This is a genomic window from Rhodoluna sp. (assembly GCF_024641065.1).
In the GTDB taxonomy this organism is placed as follows: domain Bacteria; phylum Actinomycetota; class Actinomycetes; order Actinomycetales; family Microbacteriaceae; genus Rhodoluna.
Map to the genome: position 1 here is coordinate 1 of NZ_JAHEDV010000001.1, position 12260 is coordinate 12260.

At 50.9% G+C, this 12260-nt stretch carries 13 protein-coding genes; all 13 read left to right on the forward strand.

Annotation, left to right across the window (positions count from 1 at the left end; all coding sequences use genetic code 11):
• The first annotated feature begins 143 nt into the window (after positions 1–143).
• The 13 genes from Q0L26_RS00005 (at position 144) to Q0L26_RS00065 (ending at position 12258) form a co-directional block, all read left to right on the forward strand.
• Entirely contained in the window at positions 144–1349 is a 1206-nt protein-coding gene (locus Q0L26_RS00005; RefSeq protein WP_296645743.1) for a hypothetical protein, read from the forward strand.
• A complete protein-coding gene (locus Q0L26_RS00010) occupies positions 1339–2322 on the forward strand; it encodes an HAD-IIA family hydrolase (protein ID WP_296645746.1) in 984 nt (327 codons plus the stop codon). Before Q0L26_RS00005 ends, Q0L26_RS00010 begins: the two co-directional genes overlap by 11 nt.
• 9 nt (positions 2323–2331) lie before the next feature.
• Positions 2332–2478 (forward strand): hypothetical protein, encoded by a 147-nt coding sequence (locus tag Q0L26_RS00015; RefSeq protein WP_296645751.1) that lies wholly within the window; start codon positions 2332–2334, stop codon positions 2476–2478.
• Entirely contained in the window at positions 2478–3287 is an 810-nt protein-coding gene (locus Q0L26_RS00020; protein ID WP_296645755.1) for a TlyA family RNA methyltransferase, read from the forward strand. Before Q0L26_RS00015 ends, Q0L26_RS00020 begins: the two co-directional genes overlap by 1 nt.
• Complete coding sequence (locus tag Q0L26_RS00025; RefSeq protein WP_296645757.1) at positions 3284–4225, forward strand: NAD kinase; 942 nt, start codon at positions 3284–3286, stop codon at positions 4223–4225. Before Q0L26_RS00020 ends, Q0L26_RS00025 begins: the two co-directional genes overlap by 4 nt.
• The gene (recN, locus tag Q0L26_RS00030) at positions 4222–5919 is read left to right on the forward strand and encodes a DNA repair protein RecN (protein WP_296645759.1); all 1698 of its coding nucleotides are present in this window, start codon (positions 4222–4224) and stop codon (positions 5917–5919) included. Before Q0L26_RS00025 ends, recN begins: the two co-directional genes overlap by 4 nt.
• Positions 5920–5982: 63 nt before the next feature.
• A complete protein-coding gene (locus Q0L26_RS00035; RefSeq protein ID WP_296645762.1) occupies positions 5983–7665 on the forward strand; it encodes a CTP synthase in 1683 nt (560 codons plus the stop codon).
• Entirely contained in the window at positions 7658–8221 is a 564-nt protein-coding gene (locus tag Q0L26_RS00040; RefSeq protein ID WP_296645765.1) for an NUDIX hydrolase, read from the forward strand. The genes Q0L26_RS00035 and Q0L26_RS00040 overlap by 8 nt, the downstream gene beginning before the upstream one ends.
• Positions 8221–9171, forward strand: a complete 951-nt coding sequence (gene xerD / locus Q0L26_RS00045; RefSeq protein ID WP_296645769.1) for a site-specific tyrosine recombinase XerD — start codon at positions 8221–8223, stop codon at positions 9169–9171. Before Q0L26_RS00040 ends, xerD begins: the two co-directional genes overlap by 1 nt.
• Positions 9172–9228: 57 nt before the next feature.
• Complete coding sequence (locus tag Q0L26_RS00050; protein ID WP_296645772.1) at positions 9229–10068, forward strand: ParA family protein; 840 nt, start codon at positions 9229–9231, stop codon at positions 10066–10068.
• Positions 10052–10879, forward strand: a complete 828-nt coding sequence (locus Q0L26_RS00055; RefSeq protein WP_296645774.1) for a ScpA family protein — start codon at positions 10052–10054, stop codon at positions 10877–10879. Before Q0L26_RS00050 ends, Q0L26_RS00055 begins: the two co-directional genes overlap by 17 nt.
• Entirely contained in the window at positions 10869–11462 is a 594-nt protein-coding gene (gene scpB, locus Q0L26_RS00060) for an SMC-Scp complex subunit ScpB (protein ID WP_296645776.1), read from the forward strand. Before Q0L26_RS00055 ends, scpB begins: the two co-directional genes overlap by 11 nt.
• Complete coding sequence (locus Q0L26_RS00065) at positions 11449–12258, forward strand: pseudouridine synthase (RefSeq protein WP_296645779.1); 810 nt, start codon at positions 11449–11451, stop codon at positions 12256–12258. Before scpB ends, Q0L26_RS00065 begins: the two co-directional genes overlap by 14 nt.
• Positions 12259–12260 lie beyond the last annotated feature (2 nt).

Genomic DNA, 12260 nt, shown 5'->3' on the forward strand with positions numbered 1-12260 from the left:
GCTAAGACCTCCAGCGCCGATGGTACTGCAAGGGTGACCTTGTGGGAGAGTAGGACACCGCCGGACTTAATTTATGGCAATGGCCACCTTTCGAGGTGGCCATTGTCGTTTAACATGCATATATAAATACTGAGGAGTCATTCATGAGCGATCGCGATTACGGTAAGCGTCCGGCAGACGGACGTTCGCGTCGTGATGACCAGCCACGTGAACGTAGTGCTGGCACGGGCACTGGACGTGGAGGATATGACAAGCGCCAGGATGCGCCATCGGGTCGCGCACAGCGCGGCGAGGGCAATGCTCCACGCCCGGCTTGGCAGGACCGAGTCGCGCGTCCTTTCAATCCTGATAAACCCAAGAGCCCGGTAATCCCAGATGAAATCACTGAACAAGACTTAGAGCTTGGTATTCGAGTTCAGCTAAAAACTCTTACTCCTGAGAACGCTGAGAAGGTTGCAAGACATTTGGCTATGGTTGGCTTGTTGATTGACCAGGATCCTGACCTTGCACATCGTCATGCACTTGCGGCTGCGGAACGCGCTGGTCGAATTGCAATGGTGCGTGAGGTTGTTGGCGTTACTGCATACACAGTTGGCGACTTCGCTCTAGCGCTACGAGAGTTGCTTACCCATCGCCGAATTTCAGGTTCAAATGATCAGCTGCCGCTAATTGTTGATTCAGAACGTGGGCTTGGTCGACCTGAACGCGCATTGGAAGTTGGTCGTTCAGTTGACCGAAACACTCTATCTGCTGGTGTGCGCGTAAACCTTGCCATCGCAATGTCTGGTGCCCGCCTTGACAAGGGTGAAAATGATTTGGCGCTTGCCGAGTTGCAGATTCCTGAGTTAAACCCTGAGAGAGTCTTTAATTATTCGCCCGCATTATTCCGTGCCTATGCCGACACTCTAGATGTGCTTGGCCGTGACGCAGAGTCAAAGCGCTGGTTTGAACTTGCTGATCGTGCAGATTCGGCACTTCTTGGCAACCCTGGTCCTGAAGATGAAGTTTTCCAGGTTCTTGAAGAAATTGAGATTCCAGTTCTAGCCGAACGCAAGGTTTGGGAACCTCGCGAGGGTGAAGAGGATCGTCCTAGACGTGAAGGCTTCGCCCCAAGACGCGAATCATCAGATTCTCGCCGCGACGGTGCGGCACCGAGACGAGACGGCTCTGCACCTCGCCGTGAAGGTTCAGCACCTAGACGCGAGGGGTTTACTCCGCGTCATGATGATGAGCGTCAGGCTCGCAGTTTCAACTCCGATTCGGATCGACCGGCTAGAAGTTCAAGTCGTGACTCAGAGCGTCAGCCTCGCAATTTCGGTAAGCGCCCAGGTGGGTTCCGTGACCGCTAAAGTTTGGGGCCAATACGACGTTCTTCTGTCTGATTTAGACGGAGTTGTATTTGAAGGCTCAAAGGCCATTGCTGGTGCGCCCGAAACTTTAAACACGCTAGCCAACCAGGGACTACCTATTGGTTATGTGACCAATAATTCCTCGCGTAAACCTGAGGCCATCGCCGATCAATTAGCTGGTTTCGGTCTAACCTGTTTGCCTGAAAACATCATTGGTTCTGGCAAAACGGCCGTTGAAATGCTGTCACAAATCATCCCTGCCGGAGCCAAAGTTTTGGTTGTTGGAGGCGACGGCTTGCGTGCTCGCGTTCTTGAGGGTGGATTCATCCTTGCCGAGAATTCTGATGACAGACCTGCTGCGGTGGTTCAGGGTTTTGCGCCCGATGTCGCATGGAAGCATTTGGCTGAAGCAGCGTATTCGATTCAGGCTGGCGCGAAGTGGGTAGCCACAAATCAGGACTGGACTCTGCCACAAGAAAAAGGCTTAGCTCCGGGCAATGGAACATTGGTTTCGGCCGTGCACACTGCTGTTGGTCAGCTGCCGCTTGTTGCCGGAAAGCCTGAGCCAGCGATTTATCACACTGCAACCAATCACTTTGGCGCAAAGAAAGCTTTGTTCATCGGAGATCGCATTGATACCGACATCATTGGTGCCAATCGTGCTGGTATGGATTCGGTTCTGGTTTTGACTGGTGTAAGCACTAGAAAAGAAGTTCTGGGTATCAAACCCGAGGGCAGGCCGACCTACATTGTTGGCAACCTGTCGGAATTGCTCGCGCCATATGACCAGCCGAAAAAGACCAAACGCGGATTCTCATGTGCTGAAGCTGAAGTTGAATTGCTTGGTACCAAAGTGGTTGTTACGCATGGCGACCCTAAGTCTTTGAGCGCGCTGAGAGCTGCCTGCGCAGTTATTTATTCGAGTAATACACCGATTTATGGTTTGGATGTTGAACCAGCGCTTTACGAATAGGCTTAAGTCATGTCAGATGAATTGGTTTCACAGGTAAAAACTGAAGTGCAGAGAATTTCTGAGCTTGAACTCGAAGAACAGCCTTCGGCATTTGCCAGCGTTAGAGAGCAGCTTGAGGCGGTTCTAAACGCAACTCCGAATTCAGCACAAAACTAATGCGCGTTGACTTGGCATTGGTCGAGCGAGGGCTTGCCCGCTCGAGAAATCACGCTGCTTCGCTGGTTGATGCTGATCGTGTTTTGGTAAACGGAAAAGTAGCCCGTAAGGCGTCACAGGGCATCCTTGAAACCGACCGCATTAGTGTGCTCGACGCCGTTGATTACGTTAGCCGGGCCGGTTTTAAATTGGCCAAAGCCTTGGATGTCTTCACCGAGATTGAACTGGTTGGAAAAACCGCGCTTGATGTTGGCGCCTCAACCGGTGGCTTCACCGATGTCTTGCTGCGTCGGGGTGTTTCTCGAGTATTTGCAATTGACGTTGGGCATGACCAAATGGTGCCTGAATTGGTCGAGAATAGCCACGTAATTAGCATCGAGGGCTTCAACGCCCGTGAATTGTCGCTTCAAACGCTGTCAGAGCGCAGCAATGTGCCAGTTTCTGACATTTCGATAGACATAGTTGTTGGTGATTTATCTTTCATCTCGTTGACCCTGGTTTTGGAGCAAATTCGAGACACTGCGCCGAACGCTGAAATGGTATTGCTGATAAAGCCTCAATTCGAAGTCGGAAAACAGTCACTGAGTGCACACGGTTTAGTAACAGACCACCGTTTGCGTGCTGGAGCAATAAAACAGGTCATCGATGAGGCGCACAGACTGGGTCTTGGTATCCGTGGAATTGAAAAATCAGAACTGCCGGGCACTCACGGCAACATCGAATACTTGCTGTGGATTAGTGCGAAAGAACCGGTTAATCGGTCAAAATGGACGGACAGGATTGAATCGCTCGCCAAGGAGACCAAATGAACGAACCTAGGTTTGTTTTAGTTGTTTCTCACACCCGACGCGATGATGCAATTGCCGCTGCTCAGGTAACCGTTCAGCAGCTAGTTGCCGCTGGCATCACTCCTGTAATGACTTCAATTGAACTTCAGGAGTTTAAAAATCACGCACGTGACAGTGAATTGTCACCAGACATTGTGGCTAAAGTTGCCGAATTGGGTAATGGGTGCTTGGAGTCTCAACTAGAGCTAGTGATGGTTCTCGGTGGTGATGGCACTATTTTGAAAGCTGCAGAGATCGTTCGAAGCGAAGCGGTGCCAGTCATGGGCATCAACCTTGGTCACATTGGTTTTCTCGCCGAGAGTGAACGCGATGGCTTATCTGACACTGTTCAAAAAGTTGTTGACCGTGAATATGTGATTCAGGATCGATTGGCTCTTGATGTCTCGGTGATAGTCGGTGGCGCTGAGGTTTACAGAACTTGGGCACTAAACGAGGCAACCATCGAGAAAAGCGCTCGCGAGCGAATGCTGGAGGTTGTGGTCGAGGTAGAAGGAAACCCACTGTCAACTTTTGGTTGCGATGGAATTGTAGTTTCAACCCCTACCGGTTCAACTGCCTACGCGTTTTCTGCCGGGGGCCCGGTTGTCTGGCCATCTGTTGAAGCCCTTCTGCTTGTGCCTCTTAGCGCGCATGCTCTTTTTGCAAGGCCTCTGGTTATCAAGCCTGATGCAAAACTGGCAGTTGAGGTTCTGTATCGAAGCGCCGGTCACGGCATTCTCTGGTGTGACGGAAGAAGATCTTGGGAGTTACCTCCTGGTGCTCGCGTCGAGGTCATGAAGTCAGCAACTCCGGTAAGACTTGCGCGTGTTCATGAGAGTAGTTTCACAAACCGTTTGGTCAGTAAATTTTCACTCCCAGTTGCTGGTTGGCGAGGCCCTGATGAAAGGGCAACCTCTTGATCGAAGAGATTAACATCCGTGACCTCGGAGTTATCGAAGAAGCGCGGCTAACTTTCAAATCGGGTCTGAATGTCTTGACAGGTGAAACCGGTGCCGGCAAAACCATGGTCTTAACGGCCTTGGGTTTGTTACTTGGTGAGAGATCAGATAGCAGTTCTGTTCGCCGTGGCCAAGAATCGGCTTCGGTGGAGGGTCGATGGTTTCTGAACAACTCAGATGACATTTCAGCTCGACTTGATGAGGCTGGAGTTTCACTGGACGAAGGTGAATTAATTCTCAATCGATCAGTTTCTTCTGAGGGACGAAGTCGTGCATCGGCTGCAGGTAGAGCAGTTCCAGTAAATCTACTAAGCGAAATTGGGCAGCGCCTGGTCGTGGTGCATGGTCAATCTGATCAAATTCGACTGAAGTCTGCAGTTGCCCAGCGTGAGGCATTAGACCAGTTCGCAGGGCCGGATTGTGACAAAGCTTTGTCTGCTTACCAGTCGACGTTTAGAAGCTGGCGAGCTTGCTCAGAAGAGCTAGCCGAGCTCAAAACCTCACTGGCTGCCAGGTTAAGTGAAGCTGAGGAATTACGAGCTACCGTTGCAGAACTTGAGGCGGCAAACCTTCAGCCGGGTGAAGATGCTCTGCTTGCTGAGCAAGCAGCAAGACTCGGGTTTACCGAGGAGCTTCGCGTAGCTGCCACCAGCGCGCATGAATACTTATCCACTGAAAATTTTGATGACTCTACAGATGCTGTCTCGTTGTTGGGTAGTGCCCGAAAGTCACTCGAATCGGTAGCAAATCACGACCCTTCTCTGGCATCACTGGCTGAGCGATTGCGAGAAATTGGTTTTCAGGTCAATGATTTGGCTGCTGAAATTTCTTCATACCTAACCGACCTTGAGTCGGAGGGGGCTTTGAATCTCGAGGCCATTCAGGAGCGTCGAGCGCTGATAAATGGCTTGAAGCGCAAACATGACGTTGATTTCGATGAACTGTTAACTTTGGTGGAATCCTCTTCAGATCGCTTGCTGTCGCTAGATTCTTCGGGTGATCGCATCAGCCTTCTAGAATCGCAGGAATCAGAACTCCGCGCCCAGCTCGAGAAAGATGCTCAAAACCTCCATAAAATTCGTGAAACCGCAGGCCAAAGTTTGGCTAGCCAGGTAACCAAAGAACTGGCTACATTGGCAATGGGCGGCGCTACTTTGGTGGTTCAAGTTGTTTCGACCGAATCCTTCACGATTTTTGGTTCTGATTCGATTGAGATTTTGTTGTCTTCTTACCCAGGCGCTGAACCGAGACCACTCGGTAAAGGTGCCAGCGGCGGTGAACTTTCAAGAATCATGCTTGCCATCGAAGTAGTTCTTGCACAAAGCGAGCAAGCACCGACTTTCATTTTTGACGAAGTTGATGCCGGAGTCGGCGGTGCTGCTGCAATCGAGGTCGGCAGGCGACTGGCGAAGTTGGCACAACAGGCCCAGGTGATTGTGGTTACCCACCTCGCGCAAGTTGCTGCCTTTGCGACCCACCACCTCCAGGTGATGAAAAACACCTCTGATTCATTCACAGCCAGCGATGTTCGATCGCTCTCGAATGATGCTCGAGTAGGGGAGTTGGCTCGAATGCTCTCGGGTCTGGCCGATTCCGATTCAGCACGTGTGCACGCAAGCGAACTTCTAGAGCTTGCTCGCGCAGAATTTACTTAAACACGCGATCCTTTTACGCGTTTCGGTCAATCCGGCAGTGCTCTTTTGATAAACTGATATTCCATGGCAGAGACTATGGATTCCGGTATTACACGTCACATTTTCGTCACCGGAGGTGTTGCATCATCACTCGGTAAGGGCTTGACCGCCTCGAGTTTAGGCAACCTTTTACGAGCACGCGGCTTGAAAGTCGTTATGCAGAAACTAGATCCGTACCTAAACGTTGATCCAGGCACTATGAACCCTTTTCAGCACGGTGAAGTCTTTGTCACTGATGATGGTGCTGAAACCGACCTTGACATCGGCCACTACGAGCGCTTTCTAGACATTAACCTTGGGCAGTCAGCCAACGTGACCACTGGTCAAATTTACTCAACGGTCATCGCTCGCGAGCGTCGTGGTGAATACCTTGGTGACACTGTTCAGGTAATTCCTCACATCACTAACGAAATCAAGCGTCGCATGCGCCTGCAGTCCCACGATGTGCCGGCTCCAGATGTAATCATCACCGAAATCGGTGGAACAGTTGGCGACATCGAGTCTCAGCCTTTCATCGAAGCTGCTCGTCAGATTCGCCATGAAGTCGGCCGCGACAACGTGTTCTACATCCATGTTTCACTGGTGCCGTATCTGGCTGCCTCTGGTGAGCTAAAAACCAAGCCAACTCAGCACTCAGTTGCGACTTTGCGATCAATTGGTATTCAGCCTGACGCGGTGGTTTGTCGTTCAGACCGCGCCCTGCCTGATTCAATCAAGAACAAGATCGCCCTGATGTGTGACATCGATGTCAAGGCTGTAATCACAGCCGCAGATGCGTCAAGCATCTATGACGTTCCGACTGTTTTGAATGAAGAAGGTCTCGATACCTACGTGATTGAGCGCCTTGGGCTTGGCAACAAAGCTGGCGAAGTTGACTGGAGCCGTTGGCAGGGTGTGCTGGATGCTGTTCACCACCCTAAGCACCAGGTAACCATTGGTTTGGTGGGTAAGTACATTGACCTGCCTGACGCCTACCTATCGGTGACCGAGGCTATCCGTGCCGGTGGTTTTGCAAACATGGCCAAGGTGAACATCAAGTGGATCGCCTCAGACAGCTGTGAAACCGAAGAAGGCGCTCGTGAAGCCCTTGCTGACGTTGACGGAATTTGTATCCCAGGTGGTTTCGGTGTTCGTGGAATCGAAGGCAAGCTTGGCGCACTCAAGTTCGCCCGCGAAAACAAGATTCCTACGCTTGGTCTCTGCTTGGGACTTCAGTGCATGGTCATTGAATACGCCCGCAACATTGTTGGTCTAGAAGGTGCATCGTCGACTGAGTTTGACGCTGACGCAAAGTACCCGGTAATTGCAACCATGGCAGAGCAGGTAGACATTCTTGCTGGTGGAGACATGGGTGGCACAATGCGCCTCGGTCTCTACACTGCAAAATTACAGCCTGGTTCAATCGTGGCTGGAGTTTACGGTTCTGAAAGTGTCGAGGAGCGTCACCGTCACCGCTACGAGGTGAACAACAACTATCGCTCACAGATCGCCGAAGCTGGCTTGGTGTTCTCTGGAACTTCACCAGACGATCACCTAGTTGAGTTTGTCGAGCTCCCTCGAGAGGTTCACCCATATTACGTAGCGACACAGGCGCACCCTGAGTTCCGTTCTCGACCTACCAAGGCTCACCCGCTTTTTAGCGGCCTTGTCGTAGCAGCGATTGACCGTCAAGCATCAAATAAGTTGTTTGAGGTAAAGGATGCCTAAAGATCAACCTGTCACGCTCGAAGTATCAGGGCGTGAGGTTGTCTTTTCGGGCCGCATCTGGGATGTGGTGCGAGAAACTTTTGATTACCAAGGTGAGCAGCTCAAACGTGAATTTGTGAAGCACACCGGAGCTGTCGCTGTGCTCGCTATTAATGAAGCGAACGAAGTGCTGCTGATTAAGCAATACCGTCACCCGGTTCGGGAATATCTTTGGGAGATTCCTGCCGGTTTGCTAGATCAACCGGGCGAGTCAAAGCTAGAAGCTGCCAAGCGCGAGTTGCTTGAAGAAACCGGCTACATTGCAAATTCCTGGGATGAACTAATCTCGTTCCACACAACTCCTGGCGGTAATGATGAAACCATAAAGATTTTCATCGCGAAAGAGCTACGGCATCAGGGCTATGACCAGCCACTTGAGGGTGAAGAGGTTGACCTCGAAATCACCTGGGTGTCATTCAACGAGGCCCTGACCAGCGTTTTGGCTGGAGACATGAAGAATCCGAGTGCCGTTGTTGGCATCATGGCCGCAGCATTGAAACTGGGTATAACTGCCTAATGTCAAAACTTGACGATGCAATTGGGGTTTACCTCAGACACTTGGCCATCGAAAAAGGTTCTGCGAAAAATACCCTGAAGGCTTATAAAGCGGACCTGCAAAGATATTCAGATTTTCTAGTCACGAAGTCGATTTCGGCACCTGAACAAATCACTGAATCTCACATCCAAGCGTTTGTAATTTTTCTTGGAGCAACCGACGGATTGATTTCAACTTCAATTGCCCGGGTGCTAGCTGCCGTTCGAGGGTTGCATAGATTTTGGCTTTTTGAAGGCATCACCAGTCAAGATGCAGCAGCGCCAATCAAACCGCCCAAGTCGCCAAGAAATATTCCAACAGCAATTTCAATCGAGGCTGTCGAGAGATTGCTGTCTGCAGCAGGCCCAGATGCTCTGACAAGTTCCTACACAGCAGAAATTGGTCTGGCTCAGGTAGACCCCTCACGAGTTCGAAACCGGGCTTTGCTCGAATTGCTCTATGCAACCGGAGCCAGAGTAAGCGAAGTTGTGAACCTAGATCTTGACGACTTGCTTGACCCAACATTGATTCGGCTATTTGGTAAAGGTTCAAAGGAACGAGTGGTTCCGGTAGGTAAATACGCCCAGGCGGCACTTGATGCCTACCTGGTACGAGCACGACCGTTTCTCGTCAGTAAAAACACCGGCACTCCGGCACTGTTTCTCAATCAGCGTGGTTCAAGACTGAGTCGCCAAAGTGTGTGGCAAATCATTTCAGATGCCGCCGCAGATGCTGACCTTGACTCCGAAATCTCTCCGCACACACTTAGACACTCATTCGCCACTCACTTACTTGAAGGCGGCGCGGATGTTCGTGTCGTGCAAGAACTACTTGGTCACGCATCGGTCGCAACCACCCAGATTTACACACTTGTGACAGTTGATCGACTTCGAGAAATTTATGCAACTGCTCATCCAAGGGCAAGGCGCTAGCTAGCTGTGGCGGTAGGCTATTACAAGTAAGTGGTAGCGGAATTTCGGGAGGAAATCATGGCTGAATCTAAGAAGAAGGCAACGGACACTCGTTTTCCTACGCCTAAGCGATTGGCTAACCACGGCCCAGCGAGAATCATCGCTATGTGCAATCAAAAGGGTGGCGTTGGTAAGACCACTACCTCAATCAACATGTCTGCTGCGCTCGCCGAATACGGCCGCAAGGTTCTGCTAGTAGATTTCGACCCACAAGGTGCTTTGTCAGCTGGGCTCGGTGTTAATGCTCACGAGACCACCACAATATATGACCTGATGTTGGATCGCAATCTTGATCCACATTCAGCAATTCAGCAAACTTCGGTGAAGAATCTCGATGTAATTCCAGCCAACATCGAACTGTCTGCAGCTGAGATGAAGTTGGTAAACGAAATTGCTCGCGAGCAGATTCTGGCGAAAATTTTGAAACAGGTTGCCGATGATTACGACCTAATCATCATTGACTGCCAGCCATCACTAGGCCTTTTGACAGTTAACGCACTAACCGCTGCTCACGGCGTAATCATTCCTCTGGCTACCGAGTTCTTTGCACTCCGAGGCGTGGCTATTCTTGAAGACATTATTTCGAAGGTCAAAGAAGGCCTGAACCCAGCTCTTCAGCTTGATGGCATTCTCGCAACGATGTATGACCCACGCACACTCCACTCACGTGAGGTGCTAGAGCGTCTGCACGATGCCTTCGGTCAAAAGGTGTTCCGCAGCGTTATCAATCGCACCGTGAAGTTTCCGGATGCAACGGTAGCGCAGTCTCCAATTACGTCTTTTGCGCCTGATTCTGAGGCTGCAAGTTCTTACCGCACAGTAGCCAGAGAGCTGGTTGACCGTGGTTGCGCTCCTTAACCAAGAAGCGACTGAATCACTAGAAAGCGCTGGCGGCTTTGCCGTATCCCTCGGAAACTTCGAGGGACCTTTCGACCTTCTTCTGTCGCTGATCTCAAAGCACGAGATGGACATCACCGAAGTCTCGCTAAGCAAAGTCACTGATGAGTTCATCTCGTATCTAAAGGGGCTTGACGATGCTGAGGAACTTGACCAAGCCAGCGAATTTCTCGTGATTGCTGCGACTCTGCTTGACCTAAAGATCGCCGGGCTGCTCCCTAAGGGCGAAGTCGTAGATGCTGAGGACGTGACCCTTCTCGAGGCTCGCGACCTACTCTTCGCAAAGTTGCTTCAGTACCGTGCGTTTAAAGAAATCAGTAGTTGGTTTTCAACGGCCATTTCGCTTGAAAGCAATCGAGTGGCGAGAGATGTGCGCATCGAATCGCGCTTTAGAAACCAGCGACCTGAACTTGTTTGGTCACTTTCCTTGGATGAATTCGCCAAGCTGGCTCAAGAGACGCTGACTCCCCGGGAAATTCCTTCAGTAGGTCTCACACATTTGCATGCACCTAGGGTGAGCATTCGCGAGCAGGCGGCCGAAGTTGTCTCGATGCTCAGAAAAGCTAACTCGCTGACCTTTCGAGACTTGATCGGAAGCGTCAAAGATCGCGCTGTCGTAGTGGCGAGATTCTTGGCAGTGCTCGAGCTCTACCGCTTGGCAGCAATCAGTTTTGAACAGGACTCACCGCTTGGCGATTTGAAACTTGCCTGGCGTGCTGAAAACTTTGATGATGAAAAACTAGCCACGCTTGGAGCTGACTATGACTCTTAGAAATGATTTACCTGAGATTTCTGAGGTGAATGCCGACAACCTTCGCAGTGCAGTCGAAGCAATTCTTATGGTTACCGACGTGCCGCTTTCAATTGTTGCGTTGGCGTCGGCACTAGAGATTCCAGTAGCAGAGGTTCGCGAGGCTGTTGTCGCGCTGAAGCTTGATTATGACGGTGCTGCAGGTGGCCCAGTTCGAGGATTCGAGCTTCGCGAGGTTGGTGGCGGCTGGAGAATTTTCGTTCGCGAAGAATTCGACTGGGCAGTAAAAATGTTCATTTCAAATGAGAATCCCACCAAACTAAGCCAGGCGGCCCTAGAAACACTTGCGGTAATCGCCTACAAACAGCCAATTTCTCGAGGCCAAATCGCCTCTATCCGTGCCGTCAATGTTGACTCGGTTGTACGGACACTTTTGAGTCGTGGATTGATTACCGAGTTGTACACCGACTCTGAATCAGGCGCTATTCACTATGGAACCACCGAGCTGTTGCTTGAAGTTCTTGGCATTAACTCCCTTGATGAGATGCCACTCATCAGCCCATATCTACCGGATGCGAATAGTGATTTTGATGCCAAACTTTGAACAAGAGCCTGAGGGCGTAAGACTACAAAAGGTCATGGCTGCCGCTGGCGTTGCCTCAAGACGAGTTTGCGAAGACTTTATTGTGCAGGGGCGAGTCAAAGTAAACGGTCGCGTCGTAACTGAGCTTGGCACCCGCATCAATCCTGAGGTTGACAAAGTCACCGTTGGTGGAACGCCTGTTCAGCTGGACAATTCACGCGTTTATCTGGCGCTGAATAAACCAAAGGGTGTCGTGAGCACGATGGCTGATGAAAATGGACGAATGGATCTTTCGCAGTTTGTGGGTGGATTCGATCGAGTTTTCAATGTTGGTCGACTTGACTCTGAAACCACTGGTTTGATCATCATGACCAACGACGGAGAAGTTGCACACAAACTTGCGCACCCAAAATTCGGAGTCACTAAAACCTACGTGGCACGTGTCGAGGGTGTAATCACCCAAACAGAAATTCACAAGCTGCTGAGCGGTTTTGATCTCGAAGATGGCTTTATCAAAGCTGACAAAGCACACCTGATCGACGTTCAGCCGGGGGAGTCGCTGGTTGAAATCGTATTGCACTCGGGTCGCAACCGAATCGTGCGCAGAATGTTCGACTTTATTGGGCACCCGGTAGTTGGTTTGGTCCGTCGTCAATTTGGACCAATTCAGCTGGGGCCTCTGAAAGAGGGCCGAATTCGCGAACTTAGTAAAGTAGAAATCGGGGCATTGCTCAAGGCAGCTGAGGGTAAACCTGAGCGCGCACCGCGCCCGCCCAAGTCAAATAAGCAGTCAAGTGCAAAGCAGAAAAGGCGATAAAA

Coding starts and splice junctions, on each gene's coding strand:
- Q0L26_RS00005 (WP_296645743.1), top strand. CDS start 144: ATGAGCGATCGCGATTACGGTAAGCGTCCGGCAGACGGACGTTCGCGT.
- Q0L26_RS00015 (WP_296645751.1), top strand. CDS start 2,332: ATGTCAGATGAATTGGTTTCACAGGTAAAAACTGAAGTGCAGAGAATT.
- Q0L26_RS00020 (WP_296645755.1), top strand. CDS start 2,478: ATGCGCGTTGACTTGGCATTGGTCGAGCGAGGGCTTGCCCGCTCGAGA.
- Q0L26_RS00025 (WP_296645757.1), top strand. CDS start 3,284: ATGAACGAACCTAGGTTTGTTTTAGTTGTTTCTCACACCCGACGCGAT.
- Q0L26_RS00035 (WP_296645762.1), top strand. CDS start 5,983: ATGGCAGAGACTATGGATTCCGGTATTACACGTCACATTTTCGTCACC.
- Q0L26_RS00040 (WP_296645765.1), top strand. CDS start 7,658: ATGCCTAAAGATCAACCTGTCACGCTCGAAGTATCAGGGCGTGAGGTT.
- xerD (WP_296645769.1), top strand. CDS start 8,221: ATGTCAAAACTTGACGATGCAATTGGGGTTTACCTCAGACACTTGGCC.
- Q0L26_RS00050 (WP_296645772.1), top strand. CDS start 9,229: ATGGCTGAATCTAAGAAGAAGGCAACGGACACTCGTTTTCCTACGCCT.
- scpB (WP_296645776.1), top strand. CDS start 10,869: ATGACTCTTAGAAATGATTTACCTGAGATTTCTGAGGTGAATGCCGAC.
- Q0L26_RS00065 (WP_296645779.1), top strand. CDS start 11,449: ATGCCAAACTTTGAACAAGAGCCTGAGGGCGTAAGACTACAAAAGGTC.